The 19,746-nt window shown below is 61.3% G+C and carries 18 protein-coding genes, 4 tRNA genes and 1 riboswitch; of the genes, 11 read left to right on the top strand and 11 right to left on the bottom strand.

All coding sequences use genetic code 11. The features are described from left to right. Positions 1-434 precede the first annotated feature (434 nt). From ABX75_RS13560 to uvrB, 10 genes are all read right to left on the bottom strand, one after another. Positions 435-1,400 (bottom strand): tRNA-dihydrouridine synthase, encoded by a 966-nt coding sequence (locus ABX75_RS13560; RefSeq protein WP_034099186.1) that lies wholly within the window; start codon positions 1,398-1,400, stop codon positions 435-437. A 55-nt stretch (positions 1,401-1,455) separates the two neighbouring features. Beyond that, positions 1,456-1,890, bottom strand: a complete 435-nt coding sequence (locus ABX75_RS13555) for a thioesterase family protein (RefSeq protein WP_034099188.1) — start codon at positions 1,888-1,890, stop codon at positions 1,456-1,458. Between the two features lie 41 nt (positions 1,891-1,931). After that, positions 1,932-2,765: an alpha/beta hydrolase gene (locus ABX75_RS13550; protein WP_034099189.1), complete on the bottom strand. Its 834-nt coding sequence runs from the start codon at positions 2,763-2,765 to the stop codon at positions 1,932-1,934. A gap of 13 nt (positions 2,766-2,778) precedes the next feature. Further along, a complete protein-coding gene (locus ABX75_RS13545; RefSeq protein WP_034099190.1) occupies positions 2,779-3,318 on the bottom strand; it encodes a TetR/AcrR family transcriptional regulator in 540 nt (179 codons plus the stop codon). 182 nt (positions 3,319-3,500) lie between these two features. After that, a tRNA-Glu gene (locus ABX75_RS13540) sits at positions 3,501-3,576 on the bottom strand. Positions 3,577-3,654: 78 nt separating this feature from the next. Further along, a tRNA-Ala gene (locus ABX75_RS13535) sits at positions 3,655-3,730 on the bottom strand. A 50-nt stretch (positions 3,731-3,780) separates the two neighbouring features. Then, positions 3,781-3,856 (bottom strand) — tRNA-Glu (locus ABX75_RS13530). Positions 3,857-3,934: 78 nt separating this feature from the next. Continuing rightward, positions 3,935-4,010: transfer RNA gene (locus ABX75_RS13525), tRNA-Ala, on the bottom strand. Positions 4,011-4,157: 147 nt separating this feature from the next. Further along, a complete protein-coding gene (gene gltX / locus ABX75_RS13520; RefSeq protein ID WP_034114447.1) occupies positions 4,158-5,639 on the bottom strand; it encodes a glutamate--tRNA ligase in 1,482 nt (493 codons plus the stop codon). A gap of 188 nt (positions 5,640-5,827) precedes the next feature. Further along, positions 5,828-7,843: an excinuclease ABC subunit UvrB gene (uvrB, locus tag ABX75_RS13515; protein ID WP_034099192.1), complete on the bottom strand. Its 2,016-nt coding sequence runs from the start codon at positions 7,841-7,843 to the stop codon at positions 5,828-5,830. Between the two features lie 343 nt (positions 7,844-8,186). Between uvrB and ABX75_RS13510 the strand changes: the two genes are divergently transcribed. After that, on the top strand, positions 8,187-9,383 hold the full coding sequence (locus ABX75_RS13510) for an amino acid aminotransferase (protein ID WP_047882085.1): 1,197 nt from the start codon (positions 8,187-8,189) through the stop codon (positions 9,381-9,383). A 97-nt stretch (positions 9,384-9,480) separates the two neighbouring features. Continuing rightward, entirely contained in the window at positions 9,481-9,693 is a 213-nt protein-coding gene (locus tag ABX75_RS13505) for a hypothetical protein (RefSeq protein WP_034099195.1), read from the top strand. A 48-nt stretch (positions 9,694-9,741) separates the two neighbouring features. On the opposite strand, the gene ABX75_RS13500 is transcribed toward ABX75_RS13505, so the two are convergent. Beyond that, positions 9,742-10,614 (bottom strand): LysR family transcriptional regulator, encoded by an 873-nt coding sequence (locus ABX75_RS13500; protein ID WP_034099848.1) that lies wholly within the window; start codon positions 10,612-10,614, stop codon positions 9,742-9,744. Between the two features lie 103 nt (positions 10,615-10,717). On the opposite strand from ABX75_RS13500, the gene ABX75_RS13495 reads away from it, so the two are divergent. From ABX75_RS13495 to ABX75_RS29400, 9 genes are all read left to right on the top strand, one after another. After that, complete coding sequence (locus ABX75_RS13495) at positions 10,718-12,109, top strand: aldehyde dehydrogenase family protein (RefSeq protein ID WP_047882084.1); 1,392 nt, start codon at positions 10,718-10,720, stop codon at positions 12,107-12,109. Positions 12,110-12,182: 73 nt separating this feature from the next. Further along, positions 12,183-13,625: an ATPase domain-containing protein gene (locus tag ABX75_RS13490; protein ID WP_034099199.1), complete on the top strand. Its 1,443-nt coding sequence runs from the start codon at positions 12,183-12,185 to the stop codon at positions 13,623-13,625. A 23-nt stretch (positions 13,626-13,648) separates the two neighbouring features. Next, positions 13,649-14,011 carry a response regulator gene (locus tag ABX75_RS13485; RefSeq protein WP_034099201.1) on the top strand — a complete coding sequence of 121 codons (363 nt, stop codon included), beginning with the start codon at positions 13,649-13,651 and terminating at the stop codon, positions 14,009-14,011. Between the two features lie 96 nt (positions 14,012-14,107). Then, on the top strand, positions 14,108-15,037 hold the full coding sequence (locus ABX75_RS13480; RefSeq protein WP_034136856.1) for a DNA/RNA non-specific endonuclease: 930 nt from the start codon (positions 14,108-14,110) through the stop codon (positions 15,035-15,037). 36 nt (positions 15,038-15,073) lie between these two features. After that, a riboswitch (cobalamin riboswitch) is annotated at positions 15,074-15,267 on the top strand. A gap of 117 nt (positions 15,268-15,384) precedes the next feature. Beyond that, complete coding sequence (locus ABX75_RS13470; RefSeq protein ID WP_034114455.1) at positions 15,385-16,395, top strand: ABC transporter substrate-binding protein; 1,011 nt, start codon at positions 15,385-15,387, stop codon at positions 16,393-16,395. Between the two features lie 8 nt (positions 16,396-16,403). Beyond that, complete coding sequence (locus ABX75_RS13465) at positions 16,404-17,408, top strand: iron ABC transporter permease (protein WP_169869018.1); 1,005 nt, start codon at positions 16,404-16,406, stop codon at positions 17,406-17,408. Then, positions 17,405-18,169, top strand: coding sequence for an ABC transporter ATP-binding protein (locus tag ABX75_RS13460; RefSeq protein WP_034136852.1), 765 nt, complete (start codon positions 17,405-17,407; stop codon positions 18,167-18,169). The genes ABX75_RS13465 and ABX75_RS13460 overlap by 4 nt, the downstream gene beginning before the upstream one ends. A gap of 114 nt (positions 18,170-18,283) precedes the next feature. After that, positions 18,284-18,787, top strand: a complete 504-nt coding sequence (locus ABX75_RS13455) for a GNAT family N-acetyltransferase (RefSeq protein ID WP_034099849.1) — start codon at positions 18,284-18,286, stop codon at positions 18,785-18,787. A 418-nt stretch (positions 18,788-19,205) separates the two neighbouring features. After that, complete coding sequence (locus ABX75_RS29400; RefSeq protein ID WP_177329682.1) at positions 19,206-19,379, top strand: hypothetical protein; 174 nt, start codon at positions 19,206-19,208, stop codon at positions 19,377-19,379. Positions 19,380-19,746 lie beyond the last annotated feature (367 nt).

Below are 19,746 nucleotides of genomic sequence, written 5' to 3'. Positions count from 1 at the left end.
TTCGTGGAAAATAACGCTGTCGGGTTCCTTGAATCGCATTTCATATAAGGAAATCAAACCGAATTTTCAGATAATGCCTCATGGCTTTTATCGGAAGTCCGCGAATCAAGCCGCCAAGCGAAGGCATTAACGGAAATACATATTAATAAATCGACGCGCGCGCAACTCAGCGAAATAATTCCGGATACCGCCCAGTAATTGATTCTGCTAACAGCCTCGCAAGAAACAAATCAAGACAAACTGACACATGTGTATGAACTTAAATAAAAAGACACCCGGCGATACATCAGCTTGGTTAAATATAAAAAATACATCTCACTTGACGCCGCCCCACTGATGCCGCCCATAAACAAAAAATGCCCCGCATCTTTCGATACGGAGCATTTCCTGGAAACATGCAGCCATTCACGCCATACCGCCGACCCACTCCTCCGTCAGGGCTGATAAACCGGCGGATGAGCCACACCGAGCAAAAGACTGACTTGCTCCAGCGATGTCTCACGCCGCAAGGCGGCAAACAACGCCACCGCTTCGGGGTAGTTACGCGTCAACATCGCCAGCCACTGCTTCAGGCGACCTGGCGCCTGGCGCTCGGTCAATTGCGCCACGCATTGCACCCAGAAATCCTGCAGCAGCGGTTGCAGCTGTGCCCAAGTCATCTCAACCACGTCCTCACCTGCGCGAGCAGCCGCGATTTGCCGCGCGAGATCAGGACGCGCCACCAAGCCACGGCCGAGCATGATGTCTTCGGCGCCGCTGACTTCGCGACAACGCCGCCAGTCTTCAACACTCCAGATATCGCCATTGGCAAACACCGGCACCTTGACCACGTCCTGCACACGAGGAATCCACTCCCAATGCGCGGGCGGCTTGTAGCCATCGGTCTTGGTACGGGCGTGCACCACGATATGGGCGGCGCCGCCCTCGGCCAGGGCTGTGGCGCATACCAGCGCACCGTCGGGGCTGTCGAAGCCCAGGCGCATCTTGGCAGTCACCGGGATATGCGCCGGCACCGCGCGGCGCACATGCTCGACAATCTGGTTAAGCAGCTCTGGTTCCTTGAGCAGCACGGCACCGCCGCGCGATTTATTGACGGTCTTGGCTGGACAGCCGAAGTTCAAGTCGATCACTTCGGAGCCCAGTTCACAGGCCAACGCGGCGTTTTCCGCCAGGCAAACCGGGTCGGAGCCGAGCAATTGCACACGCAATGGCACACCCGCTGCGGTGTGGGCACCGTGCAGCAGTTCAGGCGCGAGCTTATGGAAATAGGCTGGGGTGAGCAGGCGGTCGTTGACGCGGATGAATTCGGTCACGCACCAGTCAATCCCGCCGACGCGGGTCAGCACGTCACGCAGGATGTTATCGACCAGCCCCTCCATGGGCGCCAAAGCAATTTGCATGGAAAACACTCAAGAAAAATCGTGGCGCAGTTTACTGGGTTTCCCACTGCAACCGTTAACCCCCTGTCAGGGCGGGGCCATAGCCATCGAGAAACTCCGCCGGCATGCGCTTGGGCTTGCCGCTGGACAGCTCAATGCAGACGAATGTGGTGTGCGCCCGCAGCAAGGTGGCGCCATCCCGGGGGCGGACCAGTTGGAAACGGCGGGTCATCTTCAGACGCTGATCCCAATCGACGATCCAAGTGGCCAACTGCAACTCATCGCCTTCGTACCCGGCCGCCAGGTAGTCGATTTCATGACGCACCACCGCCATGGCACGATCCAATCGACGGTACTCGGCAAGGTCCAACCCCAAGCGCTGCGAATGGCGCCAGGCGCAGCGTTCGAGCCAGGCGACATACACTGCGTTGTTGGCGTGCCCCAGACCGTCAATGTCTTCAGGGGCGACCTGCAGGTCGATGATAAACGGCGTTGCCAAATCCCAGCCCATGCGCTGCTCCCGGTCGATTAATGTCAGGGGGCAGCAGTGTATCAGGCGCTTTGTCGCTCCTGTAACCGAGCGCCGGCCAACAACGTCAGCACACCGTCGATCACCCGTGGATCGGCCAGTACTTTCTGATGCCCACCCTGCTCCAGTTGCAGCAAGCGGCTGTCGAACCAGGCCTCGTGAATGGCCTTGGCGGCCTTGACAGGCACAAACGTATCGTCCTCGGCGTGCACAATCAGCCCGGGAATAGCCATATCGTAGTGAGCGACATCCAGATGTTTGAGCGGCATGCCAAACGTCAGTTCGACCTCTTGGATAAATGCCAGCCGCGCCCGCGTCGGCAGGCCCACCATACGGGTAAAGCCGCGCAGCACATCCAGAAAGCGCGACGGCGCAGCAATGCTTACCAACGCATTGGTGCGCAATCCCAATTGCACGGCGAGCATGGCACTCGCCCCGCCCATGGAATGGCCGATAACCGCGTGCAGCGGCGGCAACTCGGCGGCCGCCTCCAACATGGCTCGGGCAAACAGCAGCACATGGGCTTCACGCCCCGGCGAATGGCCATGGGCCGGGCCGTCCAGGGCGATCACGGAGTAGCCGTTGTCGATCAGTGCATTGATGAGGCTGGCGAATTGGGTTGGCCGGCCTTCCCAGCCGTGCATCAGCAGCACGGCGGGCCCTTCGCCCCAGCGCAGCGCCGACAAACCGAAACGCAACGTGACACGCTGCGCCTGCGCCAGCAGCGGCAACTCCCAATCACGGGGCGGCAATTCGCGCGGGGTCATGAACACACGCCGCATTCTGTTGGCCACCGTTCGCGGCGCCACGTACCCCAATGTACCGTTGACACCTCGCACCCAGGTTAACGCACCCATAACCCGCTCCTTTTCAGCGCACCGCCGACTTGGCCGCGCGCATCACCCGATCCGACAATTCACCCGGCCCGAGCGCACGCGCCAGGGTCAGTCCACCCACCATCAACGCCATGTCCGCCAAAGCTTTGTCGATGTCTTCCGGGCACGTCGCCAACTGTGCAGCCATCAATTCAACATGTTCGCTGAGCACCTGGCGGAACGCCTCTGGCAAGCGCCCCATCTCCCCGACCGTGGCGGGTAGCGGGCAGGCCTGGGAGGTTGAGTCGCGGTGTTTGCGCGACAGATAAAACGCCGCCGCCAGGGCGCGGCGCTCTTCGCCGGTGATCTGCTCGTCCAGGTCATTGATGGACGCGCGGCGCTGAGCCAGCAACTGACTGAATGCCTCCAGCATCAGCGCGTCCTTGCTTTCAAAGTGTGCGTAGAAGCCACCCACGGTCAGCCCCGCCGCCCCCATGACTTCACCGACGCTAGGCTCAGCCGGGCCACGCTGAATCAACGCAGCGCTGGCAGCCTGCAGAATGCGTTCGCGGGTTTGCGCTTTTTTGTCGCTCATCGTTGCCTCCGTGGTTCATGGGTTGAATATTATTACCATAATAATATTCCGCAAGCGACGGGTATGACCACTGGTCAGAACGACAAGAAGAAAGGGAAGGAGGAATTGGCCAAACGCCAGACAAACAAAAGGGCCATTCAATAATTGAATGACCCTTAAAAATCCCGCAGAGCGGGTAATCGTGGCGTCCCCTAGGGGACTCGAACCCCTGTTACCGCCGTGAAAGGGCGGTGTCCTAGGCCACTAGACGAAGGGGACACAAACCTTCTATACAATTGATCAGGCTGAGACTGATCGATCCAAGGACGGTGTGGCCGGAACCTTGAACCTGTAAATTGGTGGAGCTAAACGGGATCGAACCGTTGACCTCTTGCATGCCATGCAAGCGCTCTCCCAGCTGAGCTATAGCCCCAGATTTTTCGCCTCGCGGCGCAGCAGACCTTGCGAGCTGCTTGTTGAAACTGGCGTCCCCTAGGGGACTCGAACCCCTGTTACCGCCGTGAAAGGGCGGTGTCCTAGGCCACTAGACGAAGGGGACAAAACCTTCTGTACAACGGATCAGAGCTGAGTTCTGATCGATTCAAGGACGGTGTGGCCAGACCTTGAACCTGCAAATTGGTGGAGCTAAACGGGATCGAACCGTTGACCTCTTGCATGCCATGCAAGCGCTCTCCCAGCTGAGCTATAGCCCCTCATCGGTGAGGACGGGGCGAATCTTAATGGCGGTTTGGAAACGTGTCAAATTTATTTTCAACAATTTCCAAAATTTTTTGCCGGGATAACAATCACTTACCGACGAAACCCCGGAAAACCGGGGTTTCGTCGTTACAACCGCGTGCTTAAGCGATAGTGCCCAGCAGCTTTTCCCACTCTTTGTTTTCTTTCTTCGACACACCACCCAGCAAATCAAGCGCTTGGCGCAGACGGAAACGCGTCAGGTCAGGGCCGAGAATTTCCATCGCATCAAGCACCGACACCGAACTGGCCTGCCCCGTGATCGCCGCAAACATCAGCGGCATGGCGTCGCGCAGTTTCAACTCCAGGGACTCGACCACCGCCTGAATCGTCGCGGTGATGGCGTCCTTCTCCCACTGACGCAGGCTTTCCAGTTTCCACAGGATCAACTGCATCAACTGGCGAACCTGATCACCCGAGAGCTTCTTGGATTCAAACAGCTTCGGATCCGGGTTCACGCCCCCCGCAAAGAAGAAACTGGCCAACGGCGCGACCTGGCTGAAGGTCTCCACCCTGCCCTGCACCAGCGGTGCGATCTTCATCATGTATTCAGGGTTCAACGCCCACTGCTGCACACGGCTGGCGAATTCTTCCACCGGCAAGTCACGCAGCCATTGGCCGTTGAGCCACGACAGCTTTTCGATATCGAAGATCGGCCCACCCAGCGACACACGGGACAAGTCGAAGTTGTCGACCATCTCCTGCAGCGAGAACTTCTCGCGCTCGTCCGGCATCGACCAGCCCATGCGACCCAGGTAATTGAGCATCGCTTCGGGCATAAAGCCCATGCGCTCGTAGAAGGTCACCGAAGTCGGGTTCTTGCGTTTGGACAACTTGCTCTTGTCCGGGTTACGCAACAGCGGCATGTAGCACAGTTGCGGTTGCTCCCAGCCGAAGTATTCGTAGAGCAGGATCAGCTTCGGCGCCGACGGCAGCCATTCTTCGCCGCGCAGCACATGGGTGATGCCCATCAGGTGGTCGTCGACCACGTTGGCCAGGAAGTACGTGGGCAGGCCGTCGGTCTTCATCAGCACCTGCATGTCCATGCGGTCCCACGGGATCTCGACGTCACCGCGCAGCATGTCCGGCACCACACACACGCCTTCGCTCGGCACCTTCATGCGGATCACATGGGGTTCGCCGGCAGCCAGGCGACGTGCCACTTCTTCTTTGGATAGCAACAGCGCGCGACCGTCGTAGCGCGGCGTTTCGCCCCGGGCCTGTTGTTCGGCGCGCATCTGGTCGAGTTCTTCGGCGGTGCAGAAGCATGGGAACGCATGCCCCATGTCGACCAGTTGCTGGGTGTACTGCTTGTAGATGTCGCTGCGCTCGCTCTGGCGATACGGGCCGTGGGGGCCGCCCACGTCCGGGCCTTCGGCCCAGGTAATGCCCAACCAGCGCAGCGCATCGAAAATCTGCTGCTCCGACTCGCGGGTGGAGCGCAGTTGATCGGTGTCTTCGATCCGCAGAATGAATTCACCGCCGTGCTGCTTGGCGAAGCAGTAGTTGAACAAGGCGATGTAAGCGGTACCGACGTGGGGATCCCCAGTGGGCGATGGCGCGATGCGCGTGCGGACGGTGGTCATGGCAGGTCTCGAATGGGCGATATAACTGAAAATTGAAACAAGGGGCGAATGGTAACAGCCCAGGGGGTTTTCTGGAAAACCGCGGCGCGGCTATCGGGGGCAAGCCCCCTCCCACACTTGGATCTGTGAACACATTTCAACTGTGGGAGGGGGCTTGCCCCCGATAAGGCCAGTCAATTCAGCGCAGATCAAACCGCCAGCAATCGCTCACGCAACTTGCCAATCTCGTCACGCGTCTGCGCCGCCGCTTCAAACTCCAGGTCGCGCGCCAACTGGTACATCTTCTCTTCCAACTGCCGAATCCGCTTGGTGATTTCACTCGGCGAGCGCAGTTCGTTTTCGTACTTGGCACTCTCCTCCGCGGCCTTGGCCATGCCCTTGCGCTTCTTGCTGCGCGAGCCGGGCACGGTGGCGCCTTCCATGATGTCGGCAACGTCCTTGAACACACCTTTGGGCGTGATGCCATGTTCCAGGTTGAAGGCAATTTGCTTGTCGCGACGACGCTCGGTTTCGCCGATCGCCCGCTCCATAGAACCGGTGATACGGTCCGCGTACAAAATCGCACGACCATTGAGGTTACGCGCCGCGCGACCGATGGTCTGGATCAGCGAACGCTCGGAGCGCAGGAAGCCTTCTTTATCTGCATCCAGGATCGCCACCAGCGACACTTCCGGCATGTCCAGGCCTTCGCGCAGCAGGTTGATGCCCACCAGCACATCAAAGGTGCCCAAGCGCAGATCGCGGATGATCTCCACGCGCTCCACGGTGTCGATGTCCGAGTGCAGGTAGCGCACACGCACGCCGTGGTCGGCCAGGTAGTCGGTCAAGTCTTCGGACATGCGTTTGGTCAGCGTAGTGACCAGCACCCGCTCTTCCAGGGCCACGCGCTTGTTGATTTCCGACAGCAGGTCGTCGACCTGGGTCAGCGCCGGGCGGATTTCGATTTCCGGGTCCACCAGGCCGGTGGGACGCACCAACTGCTCGATCACCCGCCCGGCATGCTCGGCTTCGTAGTTGCCAGGCGTTGCCGAGACAAAAATCGTCTGCGGGCTGATGGCCTCCCACTCATCGAAGCGCATCGGCCGGTTATCCAGCGCCGACGGCAGGCGGAAACCGTATTCCACCAGGGTTTCCTTGCGCGAACGGTCACCCTTATACATCGCGCCCACCTGCGGCACGCTGACGTGGGATTCATCGATCACCAGCAGCGCATCCGGCGGCAGGTAGTCATAGAGGGTCGGCGGCGGCGCGCCGGACTCGCGGCCTGAGAGGTAGCGCGAGTAGTTTTCGATGCCGTTGCAGTAACCCAGCTCCAGGATCATCTCCAGGTCGAAGCGGGTGCGCTGTTCCAGGCGCTGGGCTTCCACCAGCTTATTGTTGGCGCGCAGGTATTCCAGGCGTTCGGCCAATTCGACTTTGATGCCCTCAATCGCGCCCATCAGGGTTTCGCGAGGCGTCACATAGTGGCTTTTCGGATAGAAGGTGAAGCGCGGCAGTTTGCGAATTACCTCGCCGGTCAACGGATCGAACGCCGACAGGCTCTCGACTTCATCGTCGAACAGCTCGATGCGGATCGCCTCCAGGTCCGATTCGGCCGGGTAAATATCAATCACATCGCCGCGCACGCGGAAGGTGGCCCGGGCGAAGTCCATGTCGTTGCGGGTGTATTGCAGGCTCGCCAAACGACGCAGCAGCTCGCGCTGGTCGAGTTTGTCGCCGCGATCGACGTGCAGCACCATCTTCAGATAGGTTTCCGGGCTGCCCAAGCCGTAGATGCACGACACCGTGGTAACGATGATTGCGTCCTTGCGCTCCAGCAGCGCCTTGGTCGCGGACAGGCGCATCTGCTCGATATGGTCGTTGATCGAGGCGTCCTTCTCGATAAAGGTATCGGAGGACGGCACGTAGGCTTCGGGCTGGTAGTAGTCGTAGTAGGAAACGAAGTACTCCACCGCGTTGTTCGGAAAAAACGCCTTGAACTCGCCATACAACTGCGCGGCCAGGGTTTTATTCGGCGCCAGCACCAGGGTCGGGCGGTTCACCTGGGCGATGACGTTGGCGATGCTGAAAGTCTTGCCTGAACCGGTCACCCCAAGCAGCGTCTGGTGGGCCAGGCCGGCTTCAATGCCTTCGACCATCTGGCGAATGGCCTCGGGCTGATCGCCGGCGGGTTCGAAGCGGGTGACTAGTTGGAAATCCGACATAACGTACCTCTTGAAGTCACCCCAGACTGTAAAGCGGTCGGGGAAGAAATAGACCACCATCCGCGAAAATACAGAGCGGGCCGTAGGAAATAATCATGATAGCCATACAAGTGGAGGCGAATGTGACGGCTTTCAAGGCAATCGTCTGACCCTGGGTTTTCGATCAAGGTTGCAATATGACTAACGGTCGGTAAATAAACCGAAAAACTTGGCCGAAAAGCCGTTTCGGTGGTCGCCCTCGGCGATGATGGGCTCTATACTAGCTCCCCGTTTGTGCACCGCTCTAGTGCATTCGGCTGGAGCGCGACACGTCCCTCCTACCCCCCATAGAGCTGCCGCAAAAATGAGCCTGTTCTCCGCTGTCGAAATGGCACCACGCGATCCAATCCTGGGCCTCAACGAAGCATTCAACGCCGACACCCGAACCACCAAGGTCAACCTTGGCGTAGGCGTTTACTGCAACGAGGAGGGGAAGATTCCACTCTTGCGTGCCGTTGCCGAAGCGGAAGCCATTCGCGTGGCGCAACATGCCGCTCGCGGGTACTTGCCGATCGATGGTATCGCCGCCTACGACAAGGCCGTGCAGACCCTGCTGTTCGGTCAAGCGTCGCCATTGCTCAGCGCTGAGCGGGTGGTCACCGTGCAAGCCGTTGGCGGCACCGGCGCGCTGAAGATCGGCGCAGACTTCCTCAAGCAGCTGCTGCCTAACGCCGTGGTGGCCATCAGCGACCCGAGCTGGGAAAACCACCGCGCGCTGTTCGAAACCGCCGGTTTCCCGGTGCAGAACTATCGCTACTACGATGCCGCCACCCACGACGTAAATCGTGCCGGCCTGTTCGAAGACCTCAACGCCCTGCCGCCGCAGTCCATCGTGGTACTGCACGCCTGCTGTCACAACCCGACCGGCGTCGACCTGAGCCCGGACGACTGGCAAAAAGTCCTAGACGTGGTCAAGGCCAAAAACCTGGTGCCGTTCCTCGACATGGCCTACCAAGGCTTTGGCGATGGCATCGACGAAGACGCCGCCGCCGTGCGCCTGTTCGCCGAGTCGGGCCTGACCTTCTTTGTGTCCAGCTCGTTCTCCAAGTCGTTCTCGCTGTATGGCGAGCGCGTAGGCGCGCTGTCGATCGTCAGCGAGTCCAAGGAAGAAAGCGCGCGCATCCTGTCCCAGGTCAAGCGTGTGATCCGCACCAACTACTCCAACCCACCGACCCACGGCGCGGCCATCGTCGCGGCGGTACTCAACAACCCGGAGCTGCGTGCTCAGTGGGAAGCCGAACTGGCCGAAATGCGCCTGCGCATCCGTGGCATGCGTGAGCAGATGGTCGCCGAACTGGCCAAGGCTGCACCGGGCCACGACTTCAGCTTCGTCGGTCGCCAGCGCGGGATGTTCTCCTACTCCGGCCTGACCGTTGAGCAAGTCACCCGCCTGCGCACCGAGTTCGGCATCTACGCGTTGGATACCGGGCGGATCTGCGTGGCAGCGTTGAACCAGGCCAACATCGATGCGGTCACAAAGGCAATCGTTCAGGTCCTGTAAACCTGCTGGTTGCATAAGGAGGGGAAGCCGATGGCTTCCCCTTTTTCGTATCCAGCCCCTAGACTGAACCCCACCGCCCCTTTGCTGTGAGAGCCCTATGCGAAACGATGACTTGGACCTGCGCGCCGACCCCGACGACATGGACCCCTTCCCCCCGCGTGCCACCCACCACCCCAAGCGTGAAAAAAGCCTGGTGCTGCAAGTGGCGCTCGGTGTGTTCCTCGGTGGTTTGGCACTGTGGCTGGTGCAACTGGGGGCAACGGCGATCATGGCGAAATTGGCCATGGGCACCTTCCAGTTCGGCGGCTGATGAAGACCAACATGTGGGAGAGGGCAAATCCACTCCCCTATCGATAACTCAGGCGGCAACCAGGCCGCCCTCCTCCAGCAGCTTCACAAAGCTGTTCAAACTCTGCGACACCGTGCCACGCCGCCAGATCAGCCAGGTATTCAATAAGCGGAAGGTATCGGCCAGCGGCCACACACTCACCGCCGCCGACCCCGGCATGCTTTCCAGCATGCTGCGCGGCATCAACGCCAGCCCGGCACCGGCGCTGACGCATGCCAACATACCGTGGTACGACTCGATTTCGAAGATTTTGCCCGGCACCGCGCCATCCTGGGAAAACCAGCGCTCAAAGTGATGCCGGTAAGAGCAATTGGAGCGGAACGTATAGATGTTCTCGCCATTCACGTCTTGCCCTCGGGTGATCGGCGCGTGGTGCAGCGGCGCGATCACCACCATCTCTTCCTCGAACACCGCCACACCTTCCAGGGTCGAGTGCAACACCGGCCCGTCGACAAACGCGGCCGTCAGGCGCCCCGACAGCACACCTTCGATCATGGTGCCCGATGGCCCGGTGCTCAGGTCCAACTCGACCTTGGCGTGCTTCTGGTTATAGGCCGCCAGCAAGGCCGGGATGCGCACCGCCGCCGTGCTTTCCAGCGAGCCCAGGGCGAACGCACCCTGGGGCTCCTCCCCCGCCACCGTGGCGCGGGCCTCTTGCACCAGATCGAGAATGCGCCGCGCATAGCCGAGGAAATTCCACCCAGCTGGCGACAAGCGCAAACGGCTCTTCTCGCGAATAAACAACTCGACGCCCAAGTCCTGCTCCAACTGCTTGATGCGCGTGGTCAGGTTCGACGGCACCCGATGGATCAGCTGTGCCGCGGCACTGATACTGCCCTGCTCGGCCACGGCCTTGAAGATTTCCAACTGCACCAGATCCAAGTCATTCTCCATTCGTGAATGTATCGCTCAATATTATTCAGTTCTCAGAAAAGAGCCAGCCCCGTACGCTGAACCCATTCCTCCCATTCAGCAGGACGGCGCCATGAACGCAATCACTTCCCAGACCCACGCCCTCTCGATCAACCCGGCCAGCGGCGAAACCGTCGGCAGCTACCCTTACGAAACCGCACCGCAACTGGACGCGGCGCTTGATCGCGCTACCCGGGCGTTCCGCACTTGGCGTCGCCAGCCGGTCTGCCAGCGTGCCGAGCTGCTGCTGGCCCTGGCCACTGCTCTGCGCGAGCAGGCCGAAGCCATGGCGCAGATGATCACCCTGGAAATGGGCAAACCCATTGCCCAGGCCCGTGCCGAAATCGAAAAATGCGCCCAACTCAGCGAGTGGTACGCCGCCCACGGCCCGGCCATGCTCGTCCCGGAACCGACCTTGGTGGACAACGGCACGGCGCACATCGAGTACCGCCCGCTGGGGCCGATCCTCGCCGTGATGCCGTGGAACTTCCCGGTCTGGCAGGTGCTGCGCGGTGCCGTGCCGACTTTGCTCGCTGGCAATACCTACGTGCTCAAGCACGCGCCGAATGTGATGGGCTGCGCGTACCTGATCAAAGCAGCGTTCCAGCAAGCCGGTTTCCCTGATGGCCTGTTCGAAGTGCTCAACGTGACCCAGGATGGCGTGTCCAACGCCATCGCTGACCCACGCATCGCCGCCGTCACCCTCACCGGCAGTGTGCGGGCCGGCATCGCCATCGGCTCACAGGCCGGCGCCGCGCTGAAAAAATGTGTGCTGGAACTGGGCGGCTCCGACCCATTTATCGTGCTCAACGACGCCGACCTCGACGCCGCCGTGCAGGCCGCCGTCATCGGCCGCTTCCAGAACAGCGGCCAGGTCTGCGCCGCCGCCAAGCGCCTGATCATTGAGGAAGGGGTGGCAAAAGCCTTCACCGCGAAGTTCGTCGAAGCCACTCGCGCCCTGGTCATGGGCGACCCGACCGCCGACAGTACTTACGTCGGCCCGATGGCGCGCTTCGACCTGCGCGACGAACTGCATGGGCAAGTCCAGGCGACCCTGAACGAAGGCGCCACCCTGCTGCTGGGCGGCGACAAAGTCGAGGGGGCCGGCAACTATTATCAGCCGACGGTCCTGGCGGATGTCACCGATCAGATGACCTCCTTCAAACAAGAACTGTTTGGCCCGGTAGCCTCGATCATCACTGCCCGCGATGCCGACCACGCCGTGGCCCTGGCCAATGACAGCGAGTTCGGCCTCACCGCCAGCATTTTCACCGAGGATCCGGCCAAGGCGCGCCAGATCGCCGACCAACTGGAGACTGGCGGTATCTTCGTCAATGCGTTCAGCGTTTCCGATCCGCGCGTCGCTTTTGGCGGTGTGAAAAAGAGCGGGTTCGGCCGCGAGTTGTCGCACTTTGGCGTACGAGAGTTCTGTAATGCACAGACGGTGTGGCTGGATCGTAAGTAGCCCCATTGAACAAATGGCGTTAGCATCCTGTCCACTCGGCTTAACAGCATGTTTTTAGGGTCAGGATCGCACTGTGGAAAAGCTAAATCGCCTTCAAAGCGGAATCGAAGGGCTGGATGCTCTGCTCAAGGGAGGGCTGGTGTCTGGGGCGTCCTATATCATCCAGGGGCGCCCCGGCTCCGGTAAAACCATCCTCGCCAACCAGCTGGGGTTTCATCATGCGCGCAACGGCGGCCGTGTCTTGGTCGCTACGTTGCTGGCGGAATCCCACGACCGCCTTTTCCAGTTTCTGTCCACCCTGAGCTTTTTCGATGCCTCCCGCGTCGGCGCCGAAATCCAATTCGTCAGCGCCTTCGACACCCTGGAAAACGAAGGTCTCGACGAGGTGGTGAAGTTGCTCCGGCGCGAAATCAGTCGGCAAAAGGCTACCGTCATGGTGGTGGACGGCCTGCTCAATGCGCGCTCCAAAGCTGACTCACCCATCGACACGAAAAAATTCATCTCCGAACTGCAAGGCCATGCCGCCTTCGCCGGTTGCACCGTGCTGTTTCTAACCAGCTCGCGCCTGGACGACGGCAGCCCCGAACACACCATGGTCGACGGCGTGATCGAAATGGGCGAAGAACTGTTCGGCACCCGCTCGGTCCGCCGTATCCAATTGCGCAAGACCCGCGGCAGCGGCGCGCTCACCGGCCTGCACGAATGCGAAATCACCAACGACGGCCTGGTGGTGTACCCGCGCCTGGAAAGCCTCTATGGCCGCCCTTCCGCACCGGACAGCGCCGACCTGACGCGCATCCCCAGCGGCATCACTTCATTGGACGCGATTCTCGGCGGCGGCCTGCACAGCTCCAGCGTGACCCTGGTGATGGGCCCGTCGGGCATCGGCAAAACCACCCTGGGCCTCAAGTTTTTGTCCGAGTCCACGGTGGACGCGCCGGGTCTGCACTTCGGCTTTTACGAAAGCCCGCAGCGCCTGCAACTCAAGGGCCTGTCCCTCGGCATCGACTTGCAACAGATGCAGGACAGCGGCGCCCTGAGCATCGCCTGGCAGCCCACCACCGAAGGCTTGCTCGACGGTCTGGGCGCGCGTCTGCTGGGCCTGGTGGAAGAAAAAGGCATCAAGCGTCTGTTTATCGACAGCCTCAGCGGCATGACCCGCGTGTCCACCAACCCGGCGCGCATCACCGATTTCTACAGCGCGCTGATGAACGAACTGCGCGCCCGTGGCGTCACGGTATTCGCGACCTGGGAAATGCACGATCTGTTCGGTTCCGAGGTCAGTTCACCGGCATCCGAGCTGTCGAGCATTGCCGACAACTTGATGTTGATGCGTTTCTTCGAGATTCAGTCTGAACTTAGAAGGACGCTTTCCATTCTTAAGGTCAGAGACAGCTTCTATGACCCCTCGCTTCTGGAAGTGGTCATCCGCGACCAAGCCGTTGATCTAAGAAAGGTTTCAAGAAATGCCCCCTCAGTGGTGTCCAATTCAGCGCTGCCTGGTTCAGCTTTTTAAGTCTTTGTGTGGGTTGGACTGACATGACCACCATCCTGGTCGTCGATGACGAATATCTGATCGCCGACATCCTTGGCTTCGCGCTGGAGGATGAGGGGTTCATGGTCGTCACAGCGAGCAACGGACGCAAGGCACTGGACGTGCTGGAGCGCGAACGCCCGTCGCTGATCATCACCGACTTCATGATGCCGGTGATGGACGGTCAACAGCTCGCCGAAGCGGTGCGCGCCCTGCCGAGCGTCAATCACCTGCCGATCATCCTGATGAGCGGCGCGCAGGCACACATCGGTATGGAGCGCTCGGACCTGTTTGACGCCGTGCTGGCCAAGCCCTTCAAGATCGATCTGATCGTCGCCGAAGTGAGAAGGCTGCTGGCGGCGACGTGACAAGCGCCGCCCTCACAATCGCGATAGCGGCCAGGCTGAAATTGTCATGAGCCTATGCTGCACTGGTGTGTATTCAAGGACCGAGAGGAACACCCCATGCCAGCCCGCAATCCCCCTATCGATTTGTCCCATCGCCCGCGCCTGGCCGATCTGCGCCCACTGATCGCGCCAAGCGCGAGTCTGCTGGAAGCCCGGGCAGCAACCCCACGGGTGACCGCCGCCAAGGATCTGCAGGACCGCCAAGGTTACGCCACGGATTTTCTCAGCCGCTTCGTCGTGCCTTGGCCCACTACAGACGAGGCGTTGCAGGATGATGTGGAACCACTGCGCCTGGACTACACGCACTTTTCGATAACGATGTCGCGCTCGCGGCGACTGGCGCTCTACGTGGGCGTCAATATCGACGGCGCCAAGCACGTAGACATTACCCGCAGCAACGACACCTGGGCCTACGACGGTCGCCTGCCGATCAGCGCGCAGGTGGGCGAAGCGCTCTACACCAACAATGGCCTGGACCGCGGCCACCTGGTACGGCGCCAAGACCCCAACTGGGGCGAGCAGGCCGCCACCGCCAATGTCGATACCTTCCATTTCACCAACTGTTCGCCGCAAATGAGCGGGTTCAACCAGAAGACCTGGCTGGAGCTGGAAGACTACATCCTGGATAACACCCAACGCTGGCAAGCCCGCGCCACCGTGTTCAGCGGCCCAGTGTTTGCCGATGACGACCGCGTGTACCGTGGCGTGAAAATCCCCAAGGCATTCTGGAAAGTGGTGGCTTACCTGGGCGATGACGGCAAACCCTCGGCCAGTGCCTACATGATCGATCAAAGCCGCGAGCTGGGGCAGCTCGACCTGATCTTCGGCCCACTCAGGACCTACCGGCGCAGCGTGCTGCAAATTGAACAGTTGACCGGCATTCGCTTCGCCAACCTGGCTGACTACGACGGCTTCAGCAACGAAGAGCGCGCTACCGGCACGCGGATTGAGGCACTCATCCGGGGCCCGCAAGACATTCGTCTGTGACCGCGCGCTCTTCGGGCTATATCGCCTCGCCCTGATCGACTACCATACCGCGCCGGTTCCCGAACGGGACTAATAGGGAATCCGAAGCGCGGTACGCCGCGCCAATCGGAACTGCCCCCGCAACTGTAGGTGCCGAGCCTGCTCCCCACTGCCACTGGACGCGTCCGGGAAGGCTGGAGCGAGGCGACGACGCATCAGTCAGGAGACCTGCCGGCCCAGCAACATCACTAACCGGCGGGGTGTCCGGGAAGGACTTCCTTGCCCGGCCCTTGGCGGCGGTGTTCAAGGGCGTGTTTCCATGACCGTAGCTCCCCAGTCGCACGTACGGTCCACACGGAGAACGCCCCATGCTGCCACGCGCTACCGCCCTGCTCGCCAGTTTCGGCCTGGCCACCCTGGCTCACGCCGCGCCCACTCACTACCCGCTGACGGTGCAGAACTGCGGCAGCACGCTGACCTTTGCCCAGGCCCCCGCGCGCAGTGTGACCATCGGCCAGACCGCCACCGAGATGCTTTACACCCTCGGTGTAGGCGACAAAGTGGTCGGCACCTCGCTGTGGTTCAACCCGGTGTTGCCGCAGTTCAAGGCGCAGAACGACACCATCGAGCGCCTGGCCAATAACGAACCGAGCTTCGAAGCCGTGATCGCCAAGCGCCCGCAACTGGTGGCCGCCGAGCTGGAATGGGTGGTCGGCCCCCAAGGCGTGGTGGGCACACGCGAGCAGTTTCATGAGCTGAACATCCCCACTTACCTGCTGCCCTCCGATTGCGAAGGCAAGGACAACCTGGTGGGCGCCGACGGCACGCGGCTGGAGCCGTTTCGCATCGACACCATCTACAAAAGCATCAGCCAACTGGCAGCCATTTTCGACGTCCAGGATCGCGGCCAACAACTGAACGACAGCCTCAAGGCGCGCCTGGCCAAGGCCGTCGCCACGGCGCAGGGCAAGGGTCTCAAGCAGGCCAGTGCGCTGGTGTGGTTCTCCAGCTCCGAGATGGCCAGCGACCCGTACGTGGCCGGCCATAAAGGCGTGCCTGAATTCATGCTGGAGACCCTCGGCCTGCGCAACGTGGTGCAGTCCGACGAAGAGTGGCCGGCCGTCGGCTGGGAAACCATCGCCAAGGCCAACCCGACCTTTCTGGTAATCGCCCGCATGGACCGCCGCCGCTACCCCGCCGACGACCACGAAAAGAAACTCGCTTTCCTGCGCAGCGACCCGGTCACGCGCAACATGGACGCGGTCAAACATAACCGCATCATCATCCTCGACGCCCTGGCCTTGCAGGCCAGCGTGCGCACCTTCGATGGCCTGGAACAACTGGCCAGCGCCATCGACGGCTACGACCTGCCGCAATGACCGCCAGTCTGCTACGCACCCTCCTCGCCCTGGCGCTGCTGCTCGCTGCCGTACTCGCCGGGGTGGCCATCGGCGAAACCGCCATCGAACCCCAGGTGGTGTTGCAGGTGCTCGCCAACAAACTGTGGCACGCCGGTTATGTGCTCGACCCCATCGACGAGGGCGTGGTGTGGAACTACCGCCTGACTCGCGCCCTGGTCGCCGCCGCCTGCGGTGCCGGGCTGGCCACTTGTGGGGTGATCCTGCAATCGTTGCTGCGCAATCCGCTGGCCGATCCGTATTTGCTGGGCATCAGCGCCGGCGCCTCGACCGGCGCGGTGCTGGTGGCGCTGATGGGCGTGGGTGGCGGGCTGGTGTCGCTGTCGGCCGGCGCATTCGTCGGCGCGATGGCGGCGTTTGCCCTGGTGATCCTGCTCGCGCGGGCCAGCGGTTCGTCCAGCGGCACCGGCCAGATCATCCTGGCGGGCATTGCCGGCTCGCAGTTGTTCAACGCCCTCACCGCCTACCTGATCACCAAGTCGGCCAGCTCCGAACAGGCGCGCGGCATTCTGTTCTGGCTGCTGGGCAACCTCAGCGGCGTGCGCTGGCCATCGGTGTGGCTGGCGGTGCCGGTGGCGCTGTTGGGGTTGGCGGTATGCCTGTGGCACCGTCGCGCGCTGGATGCGTTTACCTTCGGCAGCGACTCGGCGGCATCCCTGGGCATCCCGGTGCGGCGAGTGCAGATCGTGCTGGTGGGCTGCGCGGCGCTGGTCACGGCGGTGATGGTGTCGATTGTGGGCTCCATCGGTTTTGTCGGCCTGGTGATCCCCCACGCCGTGCGCCTGTTGCTGGGCACCGGGCACTCGCGCCTGCTGCCGGCCAGTGCGTTGGGCGGCGCGCTGTTTCTGATCGCCGCCGATGTGCTGTCGCGCACCTTGATCAAGGGCCAGGTGATTCCGGTCGGTGTGGTCACGGCGCTGGTGGGCGCGCCGGTGTTTGCGCTGATCCTGATCGGCCGGAGAAACGCGCGATGACGGTGTTGAGCTGCACCAACCTGGGCTTCAAAGTGCGCGACGCCGAGCTGCTGCGCGGGATCGATCTGCAGGTGGCCCAGGGAGAAACCCTGGGCATCGTCGGCCCGAACGGCTCGGGCAAATCCACCCTGCTCAAGCTGCTCGCCGGCCTGCGCCCTCCGGCCAGCGGCGAAGTGCGCTTGGGCGAGCAGCGCTTGCACGACTTGTCGCGCCGCGCCATCGCCCAGCAACTGGCCGTGGTGGAACAACAGGCCGACACCGACGACGCCATCCGCGTGTTCGACGCCGTGGCCCTGGGGCGCACACCCTGGCTGTCGGCGCTGAGCCCATGGTGCGCCGAGGACGACGCCATCGTGCGCCAGGCCCTCGTCGACGTGGACGCCACCCACCTGAGCCAGCGCGCCTGGCGCAGCCTTTCCGGCGGTGAACGCCAACGCGTACACATCGCCCGCGCCCTGGCGCAACGGCCCAGGATTCTGCTGCTGGACGAACCGACCAACCACCTGGACATCCAGCACCAACTGGCGATCCTTAAAGGTGTGCAAGCGCTACCGGTGACCACCCTGATCGCCCTGCATGACCTCAACCAGGCCCTGACCTGCGACCGCCTCGCCGTGCTGGATCGCGGGCGGCTGGTGGCGCTGGGCAAACCGCTGGAGGTGCTCACCCCGCAACGCCTGCAAGACACCTTTGGCGTGCAGGCGCACTACCTGACCGACCCGTTCGATGGGGCGCAAATACTGCGGTTGCGGCCCAACTGATCAGACAGCCAGGGCGTGGGGCGGATTCAGCCTGCGTAGACGAGTAATTTTCCAGTTCTCTATCTCAGCTCAACCAGTCAAGGACACCCTGTGAAACTTGATAAAAGCACCACGATGCTGCCGGCACTCACTCTTACACCAACAGCGATAACCACCGCCGACATCCCCGATGTACTGACCTTCGTCCTGCAGGCCCGCGCCGAGTTGTTTCCGTCCCTCAGCGCCGCCGGTCTACCCGCCGATCTAGCGAGTTTCGAAGCAACGTACCTTCAGGGTGGAGGTCAATTCATGATCGTGCGTAAAGCCGGTGCGATCGTTGCCGCCATCGGCTACCTCCCCTACGACGGACGTTTTCCCCAGTTGAACTACCGAGGCCTGAACACCGTGGAAGTGGTGCGCCTGTACGTGCTGCCGGCGTTCCGTGGCTTTGGCCTGGCAAGCAGGCTGTATCGGGCGCTGGAGGCACAGGCCCGAGCCGATGAAGTGCAGATGATGTACCTGCACACTCACCCGTTTCTGCCGGGGGCGATTGATTTCTGGAGACGCCAGGGCTTTGAAGTGGTGGATATCGAGTCAGACCCGGTCTGGCAGACCACTCATATGCAACGGCGGTTGTAAGTCCAGGCAGGTGAGCGGGCTTGCCCTAATGCCAGCCAGTTAAGGCGAGATGGGCAATGACTAAAAAATCAGAGCCAGTATGCGAATCTATACGGCCTACTCAGTATTAACTGGAACAACCGGCTCAAAATGTGGGAGGGGCGGTGCGACGATTCGACTTGCCCCCGATAGCGCTGGTGAGTCAGCCCATCTGCCACCGACCCACCGCAATCGGGGGCAAGCCCCCTCCCACCTTTGATAGTCATCGCCTGGCTGGATCAAACGGCGTACTACCGCGCAGTTTGCGGCATGCGAAACCGTCCTCAGCCTAGCGCAGAAAATCACTCACTGAGTCCTTAACTGACTGGCATTAGGGCAAGCCCGCTCACCACAAAAAACGCTCATCACATCACGTCGACTCACCACGAAAAGAGTCGTAATGACCTTCGTCCTGCAGGCCCGCGCCGAGTTGGTCCCGTCCCTCAGCACCGCCGGTCTAACCGCCGATCTAGCGTGTTTCGAAGCAACTATTTTGATACGCCAGGGCTTTGAAGTGGTGGATATCGAGTCAGACCCGGTTTGGCGGACCACTCATATGCAACGGCGGTTGTAAGTGCACTCAGGTGAGCGGGCTTGCCCTAATGCCAGCCAGTTAAGGCGAGATGGGCAAGACTAAAAAATCAGAGCCAGTATGCGAATCTAAACGGCCTACTCAGTATTAACTGGAACAACCGGCTCAAAATGTGGGAGGGGCGGTGCGACGATTCGACTTGCCCCCGATTGCGGTGGGTCAGTGACATATGGGCTGACTCACCAGCGCTATCGGGGGCAAGCCCCCTCCCACCTTTGATAGTCATCGCCTGGCTGGATCAGACGGCGTACTACCGCGAAGTTTGCGGCATGCGAAACCGTCCTCAGCCTAGCGCAGAAAAACACTCACTGAGTCCTTAACTGACTGGCATTAGGGCAAGCCCGCTCAC

Source organism: Pseudomonas sp. ARP3 (assembly GCF_001029595.1).
GTDB classification, from domain to species: Bacteria; Pseudomonadota; Gammaproteobacteria; order Pseudomonadales; family Pseudomonadaceae; genus Aquipseudomonas; species Aquipseudomonas rhodesiae.
This window is presented reverse-complemented; position numbering and strand designations above follow the sequence as displayed.

What these genes read in the sequence shown, in the direction of transcription:
- ABX75_RS13485 (WP_034099201.1), top strand. Translation starts at nt 13,649, where the DNA reads ATGACCACCATCCTGGTCGTCGATGACGAATATCTGATCGCCGACATC.
- ABX75_RS13560 (WP_034099186.1), bottom strand. Translation starts at nt 1,400, where the DNA reads ATGCAAATTGCTTTGGCGCCCATGGAGGGGCTGGTCGATAACATCCTG.
- gltX (WP_034114447.1), bottom strand. Translation starts at nt 5,639, where the DNA reads ATGACCACCGTCCGCACGCGCATCGCGCCATCGCCCACTGGGGATCCC.
- ABX75_RS13460 (WP_034136852.1), top strand. Translation starts at nt 17,405, where the DNA reads ATGACGGTGTTGAGCTGCACCAACCTGGGCTTCAAAGTGCGCGACGCC.
- ABX75_RS13470 (WP_034114455.1), top strand. Translation starts at nt 15,385, where the DNA reads ATGCTGCCACGCGCTACCGCCCTGCTCGCCAGTTTCGGCCTGGCCACC.
- ABX75_RS29400 (WP_177329682.1), top strand. Translation starts at nt 19,206, where the DNA reads ATGACCTTCGTCCTGCAGGCCCGCGCCGAGTTGGTCCCGTCCCTCAGC.
- ABX75_RS13550 (WP_034099189.1), bottom strand. Translation starts at nt 2,765, where the DNA reads ATGGGTGCGTTAACCTGGGTGCGAGGTGTCAACGGTACATTGGGGTAC.
- ABX75_RS13480 (WP_034136856.1), top strand. Translation starts at nt 14,108, where the DNA reads ATGCCAGCCCGCAATCCCCCTATCGATTTGTCCCATCGCCCGCGCCTG.
- ABX75_RS13455 (WP_034099849.1), top strand. Translation starts at nt 18,284, where the DNA reads ATGCTGCCGGCACTCACTCTTACACCAACAGCGATAACCACCGCCGAC.
- ABX75_RS13495 (WP_047882084.1), top strand. Translation starts at nt 10,718, where the DNA reads ATGAACGCAATCACTTCCCAGACCCACGCCCTCTCGATCAACCCGGCC.
- ABX75_RS13555 (WP_034099188.1), bottom strand. Translation starts at nt 1,890, where the DNA reads ATGGGCTGGGATTTGGCAACGCCGTTTATCATCGACCTGCAGGTCGCC.
- uvrB (WP_034099192.1), bottom strand. Translation starts at nt 7,843, where the DNA reads ATGTCGGATTTCCAACTAGTCACCCGCTTCGAACCCGCCGGCGATCAG.
- ABX75_RS13505 (WP_034099195.1), top strand. Translation starts at nt 9,481, where the DNA reads ATGCGAAACGATGACTTGGACCTGCGCGCCGACCCCGACGACATGGAC.
- ABX75_RS13510 (WP_047882085.1), top strand. Translation starts at nt 8,187, where the DNA reads ATGAGCCTGTTCTCCGCTGTCGAAATGGCACCACGCGATCCAATCCTG.
- ABX75_RS13545 (WP_034099190.1), bottom strand. Translation starts at nt 3,318, where the DNA reads ATGAGCGACAAAAAAGCGCAAACCCGCGAACGCATTCTGCAGGCTGCC.